This is a genomic window from Pseudomonas sp. OG7 (assembly GCF_014192825.1).
GTDB classification, from domain to species: Bacteria; Pseudomonadota; Gammaproteobacteria; order Pseudomonadales; family Pseudomonadaceae; genus Aquipseudomonas; species Aquipseudomonas monteilii.
This window is the reverse complement of sequence record NZ_JACHYK010000012.1, coordinates 130,409-147,831: the sequence shown is the minus strand read 5'-3', so window position 1 is coordinate 147,831 and position 17,423 is coordinate 130,409. Positions and strand designations below refer to the sequence as shown.

Genomic DNA, 17,423 nt, shown 5'->3' with positions numbered 1-17,423 from the left:
CGCTTCTGGAGCAAAACCGAGCGCCAGCAATCTCTGGCGCTTATGTGGGCAAGCGTTATTCAAAGCGCTCGCAGCGCTCCTGCTGCTTCTGATTAGTGAAGTTCTGGATGTTCGTACCGACCGGGATCATCTCAGCTAAAGCACGCAGAGCGCGGTAGTCACTAGCATCTGCCTGTACACAATCCTCACCAGCATCAGACTGGCGGATTCGTTCCATCAGCTCGCGGCGCAACCGAACGATCGCAAGGTCGCCGCTACCCAGGAACTCACGCGTGCGGTCAACAATCGGAATGCTCTCTGCCACCGCATAGTCTTCAAATATCACGCCGGGCACACCGCTCCAGGTTTTCCCTGCACGCATGGCTTCGCGGTCTTGGCCGTAGTTCGGCAGCCCCTGACGCGAACCAGCGAAGTTGTCGTCCGACTCATCAGTGCCGAGCAAAGCGAAGTCGGGCAGGTTGCTGTCGATGTCCTGGCGTGCATCCCAGTAGACGTACCACTGGAGACTGCGAGTGTTGTTGACCGGGACCACAATGATGAGGAACCCAGCTTCGGCATCGGTCGTGCCAATGAACGCCGAGGCAGGTGCTACGTATTCGGTGACGCGCAGGTAGTCTTCCTCACCACCAGTGGTCCGCAGCGAATACGAGCGAAGTCCGTAGGGACGCTGTTCGAGCGTGTACTTGGGAGTGTCGTTTCCGGTGACAAGCTGCAGGCCGGCCTGCGGCACGTTCGCATCGGCGGTCGTATCGTGGTGCAGAAGCCCGATGTGTGCGGAATCCATCAGCGTTTCCAGGTTCTGCAGCCAATTGGCCTCGTTATAGGAGGCTCGCGGACGGGCATTCTGGCGAGTCAAGTGGGTGAACGCGAAGTCAGAGAATTTCGGCGGTTCATCGTCCCCCAGGTATACCCAAACGATCCCGCCGCCTTCGCGTACCGCGAACCCCTGCCCCTTCACCTTCTGGCAGAAGCTCTGATCCTTCTCGGTTGGCATGCGGGTGCAGTTACCGTCCGCGTCGAAACTCCAGCCATGGAAGATGCAGGTGAGCCGATTGTTCTCGTTTCGACCAAGCGCGAGGGACACGCCACGGTGCGGGCAAGCTTCATAGAGAAAGCCCACTTTTCCATCGTGCCCACGAAAGGCGACATACTTTTCGCACAACAACTCTACGCGCTGCGGATCGCCGCCCGCAGCCAGTGCTTCGCTGCGCAGGGCTGGAATCCAGTGTCGTTTCCAGTACCGGTTTAGCGACGTCCCCGGGGTCACGTCGGTCAGAAGGCGGTTCTGTTCTGCAGTAAGCATAGGAATTTTCCTTGTTTTTATGGCGGGGCACGGCTCGATCAGGCTCAGTTAATCTTAACGATTAGTTTTCTTAGCGATTAAGACAATATAAAGCTATTCATCGTTAATCCTGCCGTCAAGTTTTTTTGTTAGCATGTTAACCACAAAGGCAGTTCTGCAATGCCTTAGCAGTGCTTGTATCTGCCAGCCGTGAGGTATGATCGGCTGATCCATAGTCCTGGAATCGACCATGAACGAGCTGTTCTCACCAACCGCAAGCCCCGAAGCTATCGCTCAAGCATGGATGAGGGAAAGGCCGGACCTGGACCACACCGGCCTCTCCGTCGCGCTGCGCGTCAGGAGTCTGGCCATGCTCATCGATCAGAGTCTGTCCGAAATTGCAGCGAGCCTTGGGCTAGATCACAAGGAACTGATCCTGCTCTTCGCTCTTAGACGTAGCGGCAAGCCTTACTGCATGAGGCCTACTGACGTGTTCCGGCTGCTGAAGGTGACCTCTGGCGCCGCAACCTATCGCGTCGACAAGATGGTTGAGAAAGGTGTTGTTGATCGAGTGGCCGACCATCTCGATCGTCGGAGCCAGTTGATCCGGCTCACGAAGAAGGGGAAAACAGCCATCGACTCCGCAGCAACTCAGCTGGCAGCAACCAGTACTGCAGGCCTCGGGGAGTTGCTGGGCGATACCGCGCGGCTTGAGCAACTGCACGAGTTGCTACGATCTTTGGAAGACGGTTGGCTTAAGCTAACGCCACCGGGACAGAACCCCTTGGTGCATCAGAAGATCTCGGCGGACGACGCAGCAGACTGAAGGTTCGCGTCAGAGGCACGCCCGAATTCATGAGCCATCCGCTTGGCTAGCTCATGAACCGATCAAACACCTGCTTCATCAATTGACGCAGCCAGATGTTCCCTGACTCATGATGGTACCTCGGGTGCCAATACTGTCTGAGATGGAGAGCCGGCGACGGCACAGGGGTGTTGATCACCTTCACTGCACTATATCGCTCGAAGGTTTTGCCAAGCTCTGTTGGAACTGTGGCAATCAACCCGGGATTTTTCTCCAGAATCATCGGGATGGTGATGAAGTGTGGCGTCGTCAGGTATATGTCCCTACGTAGACCAAGATCTTCAATGAATTGGTCGTAACGAGTGCTCTTGTCCGACAGGACCACCGATATGTGTTTCATCGAGAGGAAGGTCTCAACATCCATCTGGTCCTGCTCGAAGCACCGACTGACGATGCTGGAAAACGAGTGCCTGAACAGCTCTTGCTGGAAGAGACTGGACTCCTGAATGTAATGAGAGCCGATAGCAAGATCGATCTCCCCTCTCTCCAAGGCGTTGAGGATGTTTTCAGCCGGCAACTGGGAGGTTCGGAGCCGACAGTTGGGGGCAACTTGCTGCAGTTCCTCTATCAGCCGCGGCAGGAATACCAACTCGCCCATATCCGTCATGCACAGGCTGAAGACACGCGTCGAAGTCAGTGGGTTGAAGTTCGATTGCGCCATCAGATTGCGCTGTACAGCCGACATGATTTCCAGCACTGAGGACGCCATTTCCTCAGCAAAGGGCGTGGGCTTCATAGAATCCCCAATGCGCACGAACAGCGGATCTTCATAGAACTCTCGCAGCCTTCGCAGGGCGTGGCTCATAGCGCTTTGGGTCAGCCCCAAATGCTCAGCCGCCCTGGATACATTTCTCTCCCGCAGCAATGCGTCGAAAGCAACCAGCAGGTTCATGTCGAATTTCTTACCATGAATGGTATGCATGGTCTGAATTAACCTCATGATCTATGCACATAAATCATCACGCTTTAGGCTGAAAAGGTGCAAGTACCTATAACAAAAAACTGAGGAAAACCCGATGCTGATTCGAAACACGTGGTATGTCGCTGCCTGGTCCAGTGAAGTAGCTCAGGACGAGCTTTTTGCACGGACACTCCTTAATGTCCCGGTGGTGCTCTGGCGCGACACCAACGGCTCGATCACTGCATTCGAGGATCGTTGCTGCCACCGTGGTGCACCGTTGTCGAAGGGCCGGCTTGAAGGCGATCGACTTCGTTGTATGTACCACGGCCTCCTGTTCGATACCGCTGGGCGTTGTGTCGAGATTCCTGGCCAGGATCGCATTCCTCCCCAAGCACAAGTCCGCAACTTCCCGATTGTCGAGAAGCACAAGTGGATTTGGATTTGGATGGGTGAGGCGCACTTGGCAGATCCAGCACTGATTCCTGACACTCACTGGCAGGATGACCCTCAGTGGCGCAGCCTCGAGGGCTACACCTACTACACGACGAACTATCTGCTCATCGCCGACAACCTCCTCGATCTTGCACACCTGCCATATATCCACCCGACTACCCTGGGTGGCGACGAAGCTTATGCCGCATGCATTCCTCAGGTAGAGAAGCTGGCCAACGGAGTCCGAGTTACCCGCTGGGGTGAAGGGATCAACCCGGCGCCCTTCGTGCAGAAAGTCAAGAACTACTCAGGCCTGGTCGATCGCTGGAATATTTATGATTTTCTGCTACCCAGTATCTTCCTTATGGACTCTGGCATGCAGCCTACCGGCCATGACGCCAAGCTGGGTAATCGCTTCGATGCAGCTGAGTTCCGCAGCACGCAGGCACTCACCCCCGAGACTGATGAGTCGACTCATTACTTCTTCTCGCAGCCCCACAACTTCGCCATCGACGATCCGAACGTGACGAAGGCGATTCACGACCAGGTTATCAAAGCGTTTGAAGAAGACAGCGACATGATTCATGCACAAGACAAAATGCTAAAGCTGACGTCGGACTTCAAAATGATCCCGATCGGCGCTGACGCCGCGTTGTCTTACTTCCGGTGGCTGGTAGCGAAGACGTACAAGGCAGAGCAGGAATCAAAAGTGCCTGTCAAGGTTCAGGAGGTCTGAGATGAACGACTGGACGCGTGTTCGCGTGGTGTCAATTTCGAAGGCGGCTGAGTCGATTCTCGACATCCGCCTGCAGGCGGAGGCCGGACAAAGACTCCCAGCTACCGAGCCTGGTGCTCACATCGATCTTCGTTTGCCGAACGGGCTGATCAGGCAGTACTCCGTTCACCAGTACGACGCTGCAAGCGGGATTTATTCATTGGGCGTCGGGCTTGCCGAAGAGTCACGCGGGGGGTCTGCATTTGTGCACCTCCAGCTTCGCAAGGATGATTCTCTGGAGATCAGCGCCCCACGTAACAACTTTTCCTTGGACCCGAATGCCAGGGCGTATCTTTTTATCGCGGGGGGAATCGGCATCACGCCGATCCTCAGCATGATTCGCTGGTGCGACTCGGTCGGCAAGCCTTGGAAGCTTCAATACTGTGTTCGCTCTCGTGCTCGGGCAGCCTACCTCGAGCATTTGCCCCGAGGCGGCGAGCTGGTTTTCCACGCCGACGACGAGATGCTGGGCTACCCCGACCTGGAGTCGTTCATCAGCCGGGCCGACCAGTCCGACCACGTGTACTGCTGCGGCCCATCCCCTCTGATGGATGCTGTGCGCAGCGTGAGCCTGCGCCATTTGCCAGGCAGCCAGGTGCACTTCGAACTATTCAGCGTGCCCACCTGTGCCGACACAGACAGGGGGACCGACCGAAGCTTCGTGGTCGAACTGGCCCAGAGTCAGATGGAGCTGACCGTGCCCGCCCACAAGAGCATTCTCGAGGTGCTGGAGGCTGCGGGGGTCCTGGCGCCTTTTTCCTGCCGTGAGGGCCTCTGCCGTACCTGCGAGTGCAGCGTTCTTGAAGGCGAAATCGAGCATCGCGATTACGTACTCAGCGACGAGGAACGCGCCTCGAACAAAGTCATCCTCCAGTGCGTCTCGCGCGCCAGATCGGCAAAGCTTGTGCTCGATATCTGACTATCTGCCAAGAGACTACGATGAGCCAACACGAATTAGATAACGTACATGCGCAGCTGCTTGCTCGAAGAGCTACACCGCCTGCTTCATTGGCGGAGGCAAGGGACGGGTACGATCAACTCTGCAAACGGTTCCCACCGCCTGCCGGCTGCACCTCGACACCTTCCGCGCTGGGGGGTGTTCCAGTGCGGGTGGTTGGGCCGCCCAGTGCAACTCGCGCTTTGCTCTATGCGCACGGTGGCGGCTTCATGGTCGGCAGTGCCGAAGGCTTCGCAGGGGTGGCCGGCACACTTGCGGCAGCAGCATCAGCAACGGCTTACGTCGTCGATTATCGACGTGCGCCTGAACATCCTTCACCAGCGGCAGAGGATGATGTACTCACAGCGTATGAAGCCTTGCTCGATAACCATAATGCAGCCGAGGTTGTTCTGGTTGGCGACTCGGCCGGCGCATATCTCCTTGTCAGAAGTCTGATCAAGGTCAAAGCGAAAGGCATCCCGCTTCCTGGGTGCGTTGTTCTGTTTTCCCCCTGGATTGATCTCGAACTTACAGGAACAAGCGTTCAGGCCAAGGCTTGTGTTGATCCGTTTCTCTCTGCCGACAAGCTCAAAGCCAGTGCCTCTGCCTATCTGGCAGCTACGCACCAAGAACCATACACAATTTGTGAGAGCGACCTGAGGGGCTTCCCTGCCCTGCTGATTCAAGTTGGGGAGAATGAAATTCTCCTGGACGACGCATGCACGCTGGCCAGAATTGCCGGGGCTGCGGGAGTGCATGTCAGGCTGGAAATATGGCCACAGATGTTCCATGTCTGGCATCTGTTTGCTCCGCAGCTCTCTGCTGCACGTAAGGCACTCACCGACGCTGCGGACTTCATCGCCAAGAGTATGTGACGCTGCGATCAGTTGCGGTGGGAGCCGTAAATTTATTCAGGGCGGGATAGCGAATGCCTTCCGAGAACCGTGCGTTTGAAGTCGGCCGAGCGCCCGAAGCTTAAACTGCAAGGACGGCCAGTGGGCACACCAACGATGATGGTGTGCTCACCCAACTCAGGGCCTGAGTCACTCTGCCCTACGCTGAGAACAAGGCAAACAACTGGCTGCGGAAATTGATCCCGAGCCGCTCGAATGCCCGGTTACGGTAAGTCTTCACTGTGCTTTCCTTGATGTTCAGGTCGGCGGCAATCCCGGCATGGGTCATCCCTCTCAGCAACCGACTGCAGATATTCACCTCTTGGATGGTGAGGTCCGGACAGCGCTGCAACAGCTGCTGCTCGTGAGCATCACCACGGTTCAAGGTGCTCAGCGCCAGGTGCCCGCGTAGAAGTTTCAGCAATCCAGGGGTCAGCGCCTCGCACATCTGCAATTCATGGTCGTTGAAAAGCCCTTGGTCACGATGCCGGTAAAGGTTGAACAGCACCGGACGCTGCTGCTCGTCGAGGTACAGGGTCGACACACGCTCGATCATGTTATGGCGCTGATAGATCGCCTCTCGGTAGGGCAGAGCTACAAACTATCATTTTCTCTGAGAATTCCTCGCCCCGGATAGTTCTTAATAACGGTTATTGCAGGCGCCACTAACCCATATTTTTCGGCGTCAAAACCTGTCGCGCTTCCGCCTCGTTTCCCGAACAAACACAACAAATGGCGGTCTTCAACTTTGGACCCGAAAAAGGTCTTTCGGAGCCCGGCTCGCTCGACTGGGGCTAAATAGCAGCCCCCGCCAGCGATTCTTGGATGAACGCAGCTGGAGGCTGTGTGCCATGATCTCAATCAGAAGCTCTTACCATCCCATTGACGCCGCGATTCTGTGGTGTGATCTCTCCGACCACGCAGACGAAATTCTTCAGATAGATATCTCCCATCCCGGCAGCCTGCGAAAGCACTTTCCGCAGTGGCCCCGTCTACACGACCACGTCGAATGCATCTACGACGCCATTCTCAGCGGTGAACTTCCCGCCACCTACCTTGGAAAGCCGATCACGTCGGATAGCCATATCCACCGGGTATACTACTCCGTTCGACGCGCCGACCTCCTGGTCTGGTTCGTGCGCAGCCTCCCCGATCAGAAACCTGGCTTTCTGTTTTCCCAGAACGTTGATCACTCAGAATGCGTCAGCCTGGATGCGCATTTGGCGAAACAAGCCAAGCTAGACTTTGCCCTGAGTACGCTTGAGCAATTGCAACAAACCTATGCTGCCGCCGCTGAAGAAATGACAGTGCTCTCAACGCTCAACGACAAGCTGAAAGCGCGACTGGAGTCGCTTGGTATGCCCTCAGTGACCTCTGAAGCCGTGCACAACAGGCTGATCGGCGCGATGCTCGAGACCACGCTCGGGAAAAACCAAAACGGCAAGCAGCAGTCGATCTATTCCAGCCAGGCAGCGTTGGTTCAAGCTATTCTGCTGCGCTTTCCCGGTGTGGATGGTCTGAGTAAAAGTACCATTGATCGGCGATTTGCCGACGCGCGCCGTATTATGGCCCAGTTAAAACGGGGCTGACGCCGCATTGTCAGGCAATGCCCGGCATCGCCTGACAATGTTTTTTACTTTCTTCCGACCTTCACTGACTGTCACTTCCCACCACGCGCCACCCGGCGCTAAGGAGTGACATCATGCAACCGACCAGCCCTACCCCTCTTGCAACCGACCGCCACATCATGCGCCGCGATGAAGTGGAGCAGAAAACCGGCTTCAAACGCTCGCACATCTACAACCTGATGAAGGCTGGCGAGTTCCCGCAATGCCGGCGCATCGGCACCCGTGCGGTTGGTTGGGATTCTCTGGAAATCGAACAGTGGGTTCAGGACCGACTGTCTACGGGGGACTGATCATGGACGTCCTCTCGCTGATATCGACCAAGGGCGGCGCGGGCAAGACTACCGTCGCCGCCAACCTGGGCGGCGTGCTCGCCGATGCCGGCCTTCGCGTGCTGCTGCTGGACCTGGACAGCCAACCGACGCTGTCCAGCTACTACACCATGAGCGAGGCACGTGAGGCCGGTAGCTACGAACTGATCGCGCAGCGGCTCACGGCGCCTAATCAGGTGATCTCCGCCACTGTCATCCAGCACCTGGATTTGATCGTCTCCAACGACCGCGCCGGGCACATCAGCACCCTGCTGCTGCACGCGGCCGATGGCCGTCTGCGCCTGCGCAACCTGCTGCCTGCCTTCGAGGAGCATTACGATGTACTGATCATCGACACCCAAGGTGCACGCAGCGTCGTCGTGGAGATGGTCATCCTTGCCTCCTCTTGCGCGCTGTGTCCGGTCCCGCCGGAAATGCTCGCCGCACGAGAGCTGCGCCGGGGTACGCTGGGTCTGTTCGAAGAATTGGAACCCTACCGCTACCTGGGCGTTGACTTGCCATCGGTAAAGCTGCTGCTCAACCAGGTCAATGCCAACCGCCGCGATACGCGCTTGATCATGCAGAGCCTACACGCCTCTTTTCAGGCCGATCCGCATGTCAGCGTCTGCAGCACGGTGATCCCCGACCGTGTGGCCTATCCCAATGCCGCCTCGCTCGGCCTCCCCGTGCACCGAGTGGAAATGACTCCACCGTCCGGGAGCCGCAGCCCTTGCGCAGCAGAGGTCATGTGCGGCCTGGCCATCGAGCTATTCCCCCAATGGGCCCAGCAGGTCGATGCGCTCGCCGCCCGTGCGCCCGCCATTGTGACTGACGCTGGGCAGCAACTGCTCCGTCGCGTCTGATCGGAGGATGAGTGATGAAGCCACCAACCTCCGAAGACATCACGCGTCAGTTGCAACAGGCGCACTTTCCGCAGAAACACGACCGCGACCTCGCCGTGGCCCCCGTTGGCGATACTCCGATTGTGGTATCTCTCGAGCAACTGCGCCCCTACGAGCTCAACCCGCGTGTTGTGCGCAACCCGCTGTATGACGACATCAAGGCCTCAATCCGCGAGCGTGGCCTGGATCAGCCACCTACGATCACCCGCCGTCCCGATGAGCCGTACTTCATCATCCGCAACGGCGGTAACACGCGTCTTAGCATCCTCGGTGAACTGTGGCAGGAAACGCGCGACGAACGGTTCTTCCGTATCCATTGCCTGTTCCGCCCTTGGCAATCGGAGTCACATGCCTTGCTCGGGCACCTGGCCGAGAGCGACTTGCACGGCCAGTTGACGTTTATCGAACGGGCTCTGGCCGTGGCGAAGCTTCAGGACATGTTTGAGCCCGGCGATACCTGCCTCACCCAGCGCGAGCTCGCCGCGCGCTTGAGTGAGGGTGGCTATCCCATCTCGCAGTCACACATCAGCCGTATGTTCGACGCGCTCGAGCACTTGCTCCCTGCCATCCCGCAGATGCTGTACGCGGGCCTGGGCAAATCTGCCATCGTGCGCCTCATCAGTTTGCGACGGCGAGCGGAGTCGATTTGGAATCGGTACTTCGGTGCTCCCGAGCAGTTCCCGCTGTTGTGGTTCGAGGTTCTGTCAGCGTTCGACGGCGAAAAACCGGGGCTGGATTCGAGTGAGCTGCAGGATGAATTGATTGCCAGGATGTCCGTGTCCTTGGAGCAGACACCTCGTCTGTTGGCTCTGGAGCTGCACCAGGAACAACGCCCTTCGCTGCCCCTAGCCGACAGCACTCATCCCCCCCCGGCCCCTTCAGCGGGAGAGCTTGCAAAGCCCTCGTCTGCATCTGTGCATCCGCCAAAAGCGCCGACTGCGGTGCCCAATCCCGAGCCGACGAAAGCTGATGCAGGCCTCTCGGCGCAGCAAGCACCACGCCTGCCCGATATACGCCAGGCGTTGGGGGACGAGCCATTACCGGAGAAGCTACTGGAAGAGGTCGAGGAGGTTCCGACGTCGATCGTCACGGCGCCATCAGGCGCAGCGTCACTGGAAAAGATCAGCGCCTTGCGCGCGAGCTGCGCCGCCCTGGCCGCCGACCTTGCCGCTTACGCAGACGCCAGCGACATGGTCAGCCCCCTCGTGGACGGCCTGGGCTTCACGCTTTCACCGGGGCATGGCGAGCGACTCAGCTCGCGGCACACCGGTATCCAGCTGCTGCTCTCGGCCCTGCTGCGCCTGCAGGACGACGTGACCTGGAAGGAACGTCAGCAGTTGCCGGCTGCACTGTTTGGTCAGCTGATGATCGGCGTCTACGACCTGCCCTTCACCGACCGTCCAGCCCTGACGGTGGGCCTTGAACGACTTCCTGATGCCCAGCTGGAGCAGCTGTTCTCGCTGATCCGCCACGCCCGCCAGTTGATCGAACTGACGCTGTCGTCCACTCGATAACGTGAGGAGCCACCTCATGAGCACGATTTTCAATCTGTTGAACCATGCCATGTTGAACCAGGTGCTGCATGAGTTGCGCCATGGCCGTCTACAGCGCTGCAAGGCCCTTGGCCTGACCGATGAAGACATTGAGGTGCTGCAGGCGCTACCGCCGACCACCTTGTCCCACCTAGCGCACTCATCGATCGCCTGGGTGGAGGTGAAGGTTGACATCACTGTTCTACGACGCCTGATCATCCAGGCCGAACGCGACGAACAGAACGAGCGGTTGATCAATCGCGCACTCAAGTTGGGCGCAAGCTCCAACATCATGTACCGCTGCTTTGGCCTGGACCATTCGGAAACCGCGTTGCGGCGCCGCGTGCTGAAGATCGAGACGCACCGCGGTCGGCCGGTCCAGCTCAGTGAAGCGCAGGAGCATGCCGTGTGGAATCGCTGGAGCCAGCTCCGCACAGAGGATCCGGACAACGATCCGCTGGACACCATGATGATGCTGGCCGAGGAACAACAGATCAGCTTGACCCTTGTCTGGCAACAGGTCGACCTGTACGGAGGCACTCCATGCTGAGCTTTTACGAAGTCGACTGGCAGGATGTGGTGCGTCAGTGCTACGACGCCCTTCGGCGCCGAAATGAGTGGTACGTGGCGAACGGCAAACTGGCTGTTTCCACCGAGGAGCCGGCGGTGCGGACGATCTACTACGGCGACAACAATCCGCTGCCGCAGACCTTGCTGCTGGATCGCCGGCTAACGCCACTGGAGCGCAACACCTGGCAGGTACTGCGCTGGCTGATCACCGAACGTAAGGTCAAGACGCCACGCTACCAGGACCTGCAGCCCTACCTGGCGACCAGTCCCTGCGGCGCCCAGGCTTCGCGCGAAACCATCGCCCGGGCCCTCAATGTCCTGCGCAGCACCCGCTGGCTTAGTTTGGTGGAACGCTCACGCGATGCCAACGGCTGCCTGCGTGGTTGCGTTTATGTGCTGCACGGCGATCCGTTGACCGCGGCCGAGCAGCTGGAACTGGACAGCGGCTACGTGGCACTGCTGCTGCAGAATCTTTCTCATGCCACCAAAGGGGTCCGGGACGTGGCGCAGCATGTGATCGCCGAGATCCAGGCCGACCCGCAGGTGGCCCAGCTCGACAAGGACAGGCTCGGCTCGCTGCCGCCAGCCCAACAGCAAACGCTGCCGCTGATGGGCGCAGAAGCAGCCCCAAAGAACTCCGAACCTGGCGCACTCGACCTCGTTCGGAATTCTCCGGCTGGCGCAACAGATCCCGAACCCCGGGGCAATACACCGGATATGACTGTGGTTCGGAATGCCGACGCTGGCCGTACAGTACAGAAAGAGCAAAGCAAAAAAAGTACGGTACTGGGGCAGGTGGAGTTTGGTCGAGCACGGTGGCCTGAGGATTTACCGCTGAACCCGAACGAGCGGCGTATGGCCTCCCAGGCGATGCGTCAGCTCGAGCCGGAACAGCAACAAGCGGTGATCAATGAAGCGGCGGTGCGCTGCGCCCGCGGTGAGATTCGAAAACCGGTCGCCTATCTGATGGGCTTGATCAAGCGCGCCTGCCAGGGCGAATTTACTCTGTGGGCCGCGCGTACCGAGCAAGAGAAATCCGCAAACCCTCCTTCACGCCCAGCGAAGCCTGTGCCGGAGGAACCACCCCGCGAGCGATCCAAGCGCAGCGGCCAGCGCACCGCCTCGCCACTTGCCCTCTCCTGCTTGGAGGAACTGAAACAACGTTGCCGAGGGATCACTGCGGCATAGGGCTGGAGCTCGGTGGACATAATGCCGATGCCATAGATTCCAACAACGTCCACCCTTCTGGAAATGTGACCACACCATCTTCGCGATGATTCGCGTCCCCGGCCAGGGTTAGGCCCATCGTCGGCGTCATTCCGACGGCGAGGTACTGGCGATGGTCGATCACTACCAACTCAACCTGGGCTCCCTGCGCAGCAGCATCACCCTGACTCTGCACACCCACCATGCGGCACGGCTGTGGCAGGGGCGCAGCGGTCGCGACGGGGTACATCCGATCCTGGGTATGCCCGGTTACATCAGCGTCACCAACCTGCTCAAACACGCCAGCAGCCAAGGTGATCCCTATGCAGACTGGTTCATGCTGCAACTGGAGGAAAAGCTGCTGCAGGCCAGGCTCGACATGGCCACGCTGACGCAGCAAATGAGCCGAGTGGAACGGGCCCTGCCCACGCAGGTCGATGTCGGCGACAACCTCAACATTCATCCCGTCACCCTGCCGCTGTTCATTGGCAGCCAGCTGGGCTTTCTCGCGATCTACCTGCTCACCGACTACGACACCTTGGTCCGGCGGGTGCTGCTCGCCCACCATACGGCGCTGATCGGTCGAGGCGACATGGAGTCCTGGATCGATGGCGGAGCGCATCTGCTGCGCAGCCTGTTTGGCCTGGCGCAGCGTTACCGCTTGGCCGGAGTGAGCCGCGACGACATGGCCGCCAACAACGCCCGTGCCCGCGAAGCCATCGATAAGTTCGGCACCCTGCCGCAGGACATACTCGAAGGGACGCGCCGCTCCCAGTTCGCCCCGCCAATCGCCCGCACCAAAGCGCCGTCCGAGATCGAAGACCCTAATCCGGCCGAAGCCGAGGAACAGCCCACCGCCGACACCCCGAACGACGGGGGTGAGGCATGACCTTGGCCGAAGCCATTGCCCGGCGTTTGTCAGCCGATGCTTATCGCGAGTTTGCACAAGGTGCCTCCCTAAAAGGCCTTTTAAAGCCTTTTAAGGGTAAGGGGGAGCTGCAGCAGTTCGCCGAGACGATCCTGCGCCTGCGCACCCAAGTCGCTGAGTTGATGGCGGTGATGCTGGCGATCATGGCCCAGCCGCCCTTCTCGTTGCTGGAGCTGCGCCTGGTCGTCCAGCACAGCGCGACGGGCACTGATTTTCTGCGCTGGCGCAGCCCGGATTTTCTGCGCATGGGCGTGCAGGTATGGCATGAAACGGTGGTTCAGCCGCGCCTGCACCCGGAACTGCGGCAGGCGCTGCATCAGCTGGAGACCAACCGCGTGGTGCTGAACCTGCAGATGAGCAGCCTGCAGTCGTTGTATCGCCAGGCCATCACTGGTGCCAGCAAGCTCGAGGCCGCCGAGCTCGCCCTAACCCGTTCCCCCACCGAGGAGTAACCCGCATGAGTACTTTGTTTGTTGGTGAAGGCAACATCGGCAGCGTGCCGGAGTATCAGGAGTTCAACACCAACCCGGATGAGCCGCGGCGCCTGTTGCGGTTGAATGTCTACTTCGACAACCCGGTACCGCGCGAAGGCGGCTACGAGGATCGCGGCGGCTATTGGGCGCCCGTCGAGCTCTGGAACCGTGACGCCGAACACTGGGCCACGCTGTACCAGAAAGGCATGCGCGTCCTGGTCGAAGGGCGCACCGTCAAGGAGGAGTGGGAGGACAGCGAGGACAACGCGCGCGTGACGTTCAAGGTGGAGGCCCGGCGCATCGGTATCCTGCCGCACCGCCTGGCCTCGGTGACCATGCGCGAGAAAGCCAGCGATAACGCCAGTAGTTCGCGCAAGGGGGGTGGTAAGAAAGCGCCGCGCAAGTCCGGGTAAGTGCGTGGTACTCAGTGGAATTACCGCCCGCAGCGCGATATCACTGGAGCCATAGAGTCAGCTCAGCGGGCAACACCGGCTGCTGCCGATGTTTCATTCTCGCCGGGCACTCCTATGCCGCTCATGTTCCAGCATTTGCTTCACTTCCGCCAAGTACTGGTCCAGGGCAAGGAATGCCCGCCAGTGCAGCGGACTCTCCTGAACCCAGGCGACTAGCCGGGCGCGAGCCTGCTCCTTGTCCGGTTCCAGATGGGTGGCCATGAACAGCTCATAGGCCTTGATCGCTAACGCATCTGCCTCACTCTGGTGGGATCCGTGCAAGTTTGTTGCCTCCGTGGTCACGGTCGAGTCATCCATCTAATTACCGGTGATACGCCTCGTAAAGTTGTTAGTCAACCTTTTGAGTCGTTCATATCTTTGGGGTGCTGTTCGACCATATAGGTCGAATTGGAGAGCCCCCATTGCCCGTCAAAGAGCCTAGCCCACATCACATTGGCCGCCAGCTGGCGAAGTATCGTCGTGCCCGGCATTTGACCCAGGCGCAGGTCGGTGAGCACCTGCAGATCTCCGGCGAAGCGGTGTCGCGCCTGGAGCGAGGCTTCGTTGAGCTCTCGGTATCCAAGCTGCTGCAATTGGCCGACTTGTACGGCTGCCCGGCCGATGAACTGCTGCTCGCGATCAGCCCTCGGCCGCAGGACCTGGGCGTGCAGATCAACTCGATCATCAAGGAACTCGATGAGGCGGATAAGCAGTTCGCCCTGGAGTCTCTGAAAACGCTGGCAAGCCACCTCGCGCAACGCAAGTAACACCCGCCCGCCGATATGAACGCGGCACCTTCGGATTTACCCTGGCGCTTCGTGACCACACCCCCACCCTGTCGGTACCCACCGAGAGGGCACGTGTATGCGCCTGTTCATCTGCGAGAAACCTTCCCAAGCCCGCGACATCGCCCGGGTGCTGCAGGCCGGCAATCGCGGAGATGGCTGCCTGAGGGGTCAAAACCTCACCGTCACCTGGTGCGTCGGTCATCTGCTGGAAACCGCGCCGCCTGAAGCCTATGGCGATTACAAACGCTGGTCGCTGGACGATCTGCCAATCATTCCCAGCCGCTGGCAACTGGTGGTCAAGCCCAAGGTCGCCAGTCAGCTCAAGGTGATCAGCCAACTGCTGCGCACTTGCAGCGAGGTGGTGATCGCCACCGACGCCGACCGCGAAGGCGAGATGATCGCCCGGGAAATCCTCGAGCGCTGCCGGTACCAGGGGCCGATTCTGCGCCTGTGGCTGTCCGCGCTGGATGAGGCGTCGATCCGCCGAGCCTTGGATGCCTTGCGTCCGGGGGGGCAGACCTTGCCGCTGTACCACTGTGCGTTGGCCCGCTCCCGTGCCGATTGGCTGGTCGGCATCAACCTGAGTCGGCTGTTCACCCTGCTCGGCCGCCGCGCCGGTTTCGATGGGCTGCTGCCGGTGGGACGCGTACAGACGCCCACCCTGCGCCTGGTGGTCGAACGCGACCGAGCGATCGCCAGCTTTGTGCCGCAGCCTTTCTGGACCGTCGATGCGCACCTGGAGCAGGACGGCATCCGTTTTCAAGCGCGCTGGCAGCCCACCGCAGCGGCCAGTGATGCGGTTGGACGCTGTATCGACGAATCCGCCGCGCAGCAGGCGCTCAGGCGCCTCACTCAAGCTGGCGCCGCGCAGATCGACAGCGTCGACGTCGAGCGGGTGCGCGAAGGCCCGCCGCTGCCGTTCGACCTGGGCACGTTGCAGGAGATCTGCTCGGCCAAGCTCGGACTGGGTGCACAGGAGACCTTGGCCACCGCCCAGGCCCTGTATGAGACCCACAAGGCAACGACCTATCCGCGCAGCGACTGCGGATACTTGCCGGAGAGTATGCTCGATGAGGTGCCGCGCGTCCTCCACGCCCTGGCCGCCGCCGCGCCCTCGCTGGGGGCAGTGCTCAAGGAAGTCGACCCCAGCCGCCGCTCCCGTGCCTGGAACAGCAGCAAGATCACCGCGCACCACGGCATTATTCCCACCGCCGTCACGCTGGATCTGGCGCAGCTCTCCGAGCGCGAGCGGGCGGTGTACACGCTGATTTGCGCACGCTACCTCGCACAGTTCATGTCCGAACACGAGTACCTGAAAACCCAGGCGCTGCTGCACAGCCAGGCAGACCAACTGGTGGCGCGCGGCAAGCATATCCTGGCACGCGGGTGGAAGGCAGTGATCAACGAGGCCGACGGCACCGAGCCGGCCGAACAGGCGCAGCGCTTGCCGACGCTACATGAATCCGCGAAGGTGGCGCTGATCGACGCCACGCTCAACGCAAAGCGCACACAACCGCCCAAGGCGTATACCGAAGGAACGCTGGTCAAAGCGATGAAGACCATCGCCAACCAGGTGGCCGATCCGCGCCTGAAGCAGAAGCTCAAGGACAGCTGCGGACTCGGTACCGAGGCCACCCGCGCGGCGATCATCCAAGGCCTGATCGACCACGGTTACCTGACCAAGAAGAAACGCAGCCTGGCCGCCTCAGCGGCGGCGCATACCTTGATCGAAGCGGTGCCGCCAGAAGTAGCCGACCCGGTCATGACCGCGCTGTGGGAGCAGGCGCTGGACCGCATCGAATCGGGCCAGCTGAGCGTCGAGACCTTTCTTGCCAAACAGGCAGAATGGTTGACTCGACTGGTGCGCAGTAACGCCACGCTCACCTTGCGCCCGCCCCCCAGCAAGGGACCGTTCTGCCCGGTGTGCCGCAGCGCCATGCGCCAGCGCAAAGGTCGCACCGGCAATTTCTGGTCGTGCATCCGCTACCCCGACTGCAAGGGCACCAAACCGGTAGCCAAGACCAAGCGTTCGAAGAGCACATGACTTGACGGCACACCACAGCGCTGGTGTAGTGATCTGGCCATTCGCCGTTTGGCGACCAAGACCGATTCGCTCCGGGCAGCTCGGTCAGACTCGTAGAGTTCGGAGCCACACTTCAGCACATTTGCGGATGACTTCTCAGCGTTCCAAGTCTCCCAGGTGGATGACCCGTGCGGCTTGCATCAGGCCTCAGGGGTCATCCGCTTCGGCGACGATGCTCAGCTCCGGTGCCCGCCGGCGAAACACTGGGCACCTTTTGTGCGCGGATGCGTGCCAGTTGATTCCGATCCAGGCCACGACAAGGGTCGGTTGATCCAGGTGGATCGGCAGTGGAGCTCTGCGACGGACTCCGGTGCTACATCGCCGGGTCAAGGGTGGTCCAACTCCTCCTAGCCTGATGACCATCGGGCTATTTTTTCGCCGCCGACAATCCACCGAAAGCCACCCGATTCCGCCCGTTCAGACCGCCTGCAGATCACGGTTGACGGGCCTTTTGCGGCGTTTTATAGA

19 protein-coding genes are annotated in these 17,423 nt (G+C 59.9%); 15 read left to right on the top strand and 4 right to left on the bottom strand.

Annotation, left to right across the window (positions count from 1 at the left end; translation table 11 throughout):
* Positions 1-55 precede the first annotated feature (55 nt).
* Entirely contained in the window at positions 56-1,303 is a 1,248-nt protein-coding gene (locus FHW75_RS25500; RefSeq protein ID WP_156310183.1) for a Rieske 2Fe-2S domain-containing protein, read from the bottom strand.
* Positions 1,304-1,532: 229 nt separating this feature from the next.
* Between FHW75_RS25500 and FHW75_RS25495 the strand changes: the two genes are divergently transcribed.
* The gene (locus tag FHW75_RS25495) at positions 1,533-2,108 is read left to right on the top strand and encodes a MarR family winged helix-turn-helix transcriptional regulator (RefSeq protein ID WP_156310184.1); all 576 of its coding nucleotides are present in this window, start codon (positions 1,533-1,535) and stop codon (positions 2,106-2,108) included.
* A gap of 46 nt (positions 2,109-2,154) precedes the next feature.
* Here the strand turns inward: FHW75_RS25495 and FHW75_RS25490 are convergent, their stop codons facing one another.
* Positions 2,155-3,039, bottom strand: a complete 885-nt coding sequence (locus FHW75_RS25490; protein WP_183675090.1) for a LysR family transcriptional regulator — start codon at positions 3,037-3,039, stop codon at positions 2,155-2,157.
* A 124-nt stretch (positions 3,040-3,163) separates the two neighbouring features.
* Between FHW75_RS25490 and FHW75_RS25485 the strand changes: the two genes are divergently transcribed.
* From FHW75_RS25485 to FHW75_RS25475, 3 genes are read left to right on the top strand one after another with little or no spacing between them, the layout of a single operon-like run.
* A complete protein-coding gene (locus FHW75_RS25485) occupies positions 3,164-4,216 on the top strand; it encodes an aromatic ring-hydroxylating dioxygenase subunit alpha (protein WP_156310186.1) in 1,053 nt (350 codons plus the stop codon).
* A gap of 1 nt (position 4,217) precedes the next feature.
* Positions 4,218-5,174: a PDR/VanB family oxidoreductase gene (locus FHW75_RS25480; RefSeq protein WP_183675088.1), complete on the top strand. Its 957-nt coding sequence runs from the start codon at positions 4,218-4,220 to the stop codon at positions 5,172-5,174.
* A gap of 20 nt (positions 5,175-5,194) precedes the next feature.
* Positions 5,195-6,067 (top strand): alpha/beta hydrolase fold domain-containing protein, encoded by an 873-nt coding sequence (locus tag FHW75_RS25475; RefSeq protein WP_183675086.1) that lies wholly within the window; start codon positions 5,195-5,197, stop codon positions 6,065-6,067.
* Between the two features lie 178 nt (positions 6,068-6,245).
* Here FHW75_RS25475 and FHW75_RS25470 read toward each other — a convergent pair whose 3' ends face one another.
* Complete coding sequence (locus FHW75_RS25470; RefSeq protein ID WP_183675084.1) at positions 6,246-6,641, bottom strand: helix-turn-helix transcriptional regulator; 396 nt, start codon at positions 6,639-6,641, stop codon at positions 6,246-6,248.
* 295 nt (positions 6,642-6,936) lie between these two features.
* Between FHW75_RS25470 and FHW75_RS25465 the strand changes: the two genes are divergently transcribed.
* From FHW75_RS25465 to FHW75_RS25425, 9 genes are all read left to right on the top strand, one after another.
* On the top strand, positions 6,937-7,674 hold the full coding sequence (locus FHW75_RS25465) for a hypothetical protein (RefSeq protein WP_183675082.1): 738 nt from the start codon (positions 6,937-6,939) through the stop codon (positions 7,672-7,674).
* A gap of 113 nt (positions 7,675-7,787) precedes the next feature.
* Positions 7,788-8,003: an AlpA family transcriptional regulator gene (locus tag FHW75_RS25460; RefSeq protein ID WP_183675080.1), complete on the top strand. Its 216-nt coding sequence runs from the start codon at positions 7,788-7,790 to the stop codon at positions 8,001-8,003.
* A 2-nt stretch (positions 8,004-8,005) separates the two neighbouring features.
* Complete coding sequence (locus FHW75_RS25455; protein ID WP_183675078.1) at positions 8,006-8,884, top strand: ParA family protein; 879 nt, start codon at positions 8,006-8,008, stop codon at positions 8,882-8,884.
* Between the two features lie 14 nt (positions 8,885-8,898).
* Positions 8,899-10,437, top strand: coding sequence for a ParB family protein (locus FHW75_RS25450; protein ID WP_183675076.1), 1,539 nt, complete (start codon positions 8,899-8,901; stop codon positions 10,435-10,437).
* A 16-nt stretch (positions 10,438-10,453) separates the two neighbouring features.
* The gene (locus FHW75_RS25445) at positions 10,454-11,005 is read left to right on the top strand and encodes a DUF2857 domain-containing protein (protein ID WP_183675074.1); all 552 of its coding nucleotides are present in this window, start codon (positions 10,454-10,456) and stop codon (positions 11,003-11,005) included.
* A complete protein-coding gene (locus tag FHW75_RS25440; RefSeq protein WP_183675072.1) occupies positions 10,999-12,213 on the top strand; it encodes an STY4528 family pathogenicity island replication protein in 1,215 nt (404 codons plus the stop codon). The genes FHW75_RS25445 and FHW75_RS25440 overlap by 7 nt, the downstream gene beginning before the upstream one ends.
* A 151-nt stretch (positions 12,214-12,364) precedes the next feature.
* Complete coding sequence (locus tag FHW75_RS25435) at positions 12,365-13,120, top strand: PFL_4669 family integrating conjugative element protein (protein ID WP_183675070.1); 756 nt, start codon at positions 12,365-12,367, stop codon at positions 13,118-13,120.
* Positions 13,117-13,611 (top strand): DUF3158 family protein, encoded by a 495-nt coding sequence (locus FHW75_RS25430; RefSeq protein ID WP_183675068.1) that lies wholly within the window; start codon positions 13,117-13,119, stop codon positions 13,609-13,611. Before FHW75_RS25435 ends, FHW75_RS25430 begins: the two co-directional genes overlap by 4 nt.
* Before the next feature lie 5 nt (positions 13,612-13,616).
* Positions 13,617-14,045, top strand: a complete 429-nt coding sequence (locus FHW75_RS25425; RefSeq protein WP_012052638.1) for a single-stranded DNA-binding protein — start codon at positions 13,617-13,619, stop codon at positions 14,043-14,045.
* A 93-nt stretch (positions 14,046-14,138) separates the two neighbouring features.
* On the opposite strand, the gene FHW75_RS25420 is transcribed toward FHW75_RS25425, so the two are convergent.
* Positions 14,139-14,366, bottom strand: coding sequence for a hypothetical protein (locus tag FHW75_RS25420; protein ID WP_183675066.1), 228 nt, complete (start codon positions 14,364-14,366; stop codon positions 14,139-14,141).
* A 140-nt stretch (positions 14,367-14,506) separates the two neighbouring features.
* Between FHW75_RS25420 and FHW75_RS25415 the strand changes: the two genes are divergently transcribed.
* Entirely contained in the window at positions 14,507-14,851 is a 345-nt protein-coding gene (locus tag FHW75_RS25415; protein WP_110159816.1) for a helix-turn-helix domain-containing protein, read from the top strand.
* A gap of 97 nt (positions 14,852-14,948) precedes the next feature.
* On the top strand, positions 14,949-16,916 hold the full coding sequence (locus FHW75_RS25410; RefSeq protein WP_183675064.1) for a DNA topoisomerase III: 1,968 nt from the start codon (positions 14,949-14,951) through the stop codon (positions 16,914-16,916).
* Positions 16,917-17,423 lie beyond the last annotated feature (507 nt).

Bases quoted from the DNA above. Each gene is read 5' to 3' on its own strand.
- FHW75_RS25500 (WP_156310183.1), bottom strand. From the start codon at position 1,303: ATGCTTACTGCAGAACAGAACCGCCTTCTGACCGACGTGACCCCGGGG.
- FHW75_RS25495 (WP_156310184.1), top strand. From the start codon at position 1,533: ATGAACGAGCTGTTCTCACCAACCGCAAGCCCCGAAGCTATCGCTCAA.
- FHW75_RS25490 (WP_183675090.1), bottom strand. From the start codon at position 3,039: ATGAACCTGCTGGTTGCTTTCGACGCATTGCTGCGGGAGAGAAATGTA.
- FHW75_RS25485 (WP_156310186.1), top strand. From the start codon at position 3,164: ATGCTGATTCGAAACACGTGGTATGTCGCTGCCTGGTCCAGTGAAGTA.
- FHW75_RS25480 (WP_183675088.1), top strand. From the start codon at position 4,218: ATGAACGACTGGACGCGTGTTCGCGTGGTGTCAATTTCGAAGGCGGCT.
- FHW75_RS25475 (WP_183675086.1), top strand. From the start codon at position 5,195: ATGAGCCAACACGAATTAGATAACGTACATGCGCAGCTGCTTGCTCGA.
- FHW75_RS25470 (WP_183675084.1), bottom strand. From the start codon at position 6,641: ATGATCGAGCGTGTGTCGACCCTGTACCTCGACGAGCAGCAGCGTCCG.
- FHW75_RS25465 (WP_183675082.1), top strand. From the start codon at position 6,937: ATGATCTCAATCAGAAGCTCTTACCATCCCATTGACGCCGCGATTCTG.
- FHW75_RS25460 (WP_183675080.1), top strand. From the start codon at position 7,788: ATGCAACCGACCAGCCCTACCCCTCTTGCAACCGACCGCCACATCATG.
- FHW75_RS25455 (WP_183675078.1), top strand. From the start codon at position 8,006: ATGGACGTCCTCTCGCTGATATCGACCAAGGGCGGCGCGGGCAAGACT.
- FHW75_RS25450 (WP_183675076.1), top strand. From the start codon at position 8,899: ATGAAGCCACCAACCTCCGAAGACATCACGCGTCAGTTGCAACAGGCG.
- FHW75_RS25445 (WP_183675074.1), top strand. From the start codon at position 10,454: ATGAGCACGATTTTCAATCTGTTGAACCATGCCATGTTGAACCAGGTG.
- FHW75_RS25440 (WP_183675072.1), top strand. From the start codon at position 10,999: ATGCTGAGCTTTTACGAAGTCGACTGGCAGGATGTGGTGCGTCAGTGC.
- FHW75_RS25435 (WP_183675070.1), top strand. From the start codon at position 12,365: ATGGTCGATCACTACCAACTCAACCTGGGCTCCCTGCGCAGCAGCATC.
- FHW75_RS25430 (WP_183675068.1), top strand. From the start codon at position 13,117: ATGACCTTGGCCGAAGCCATTGCCCGGCGTTTGTCAGCCGATGCTTAT.
- FHW75_RS25425 (WP_012052638.1), top strand. From the start codon at position 13,617: ATGAGTACTTTGTTTGTTGGTGAAGGCAACATCGGCAGCGTGCCGGAG.
- FHW75_RS25410 (WP_183675064.1), top strand. From the start codon at position 14,949: ATGCGCCTGTTCATCTGCGAGAAACCTTCCCAAGCCCGCGACATCGCC.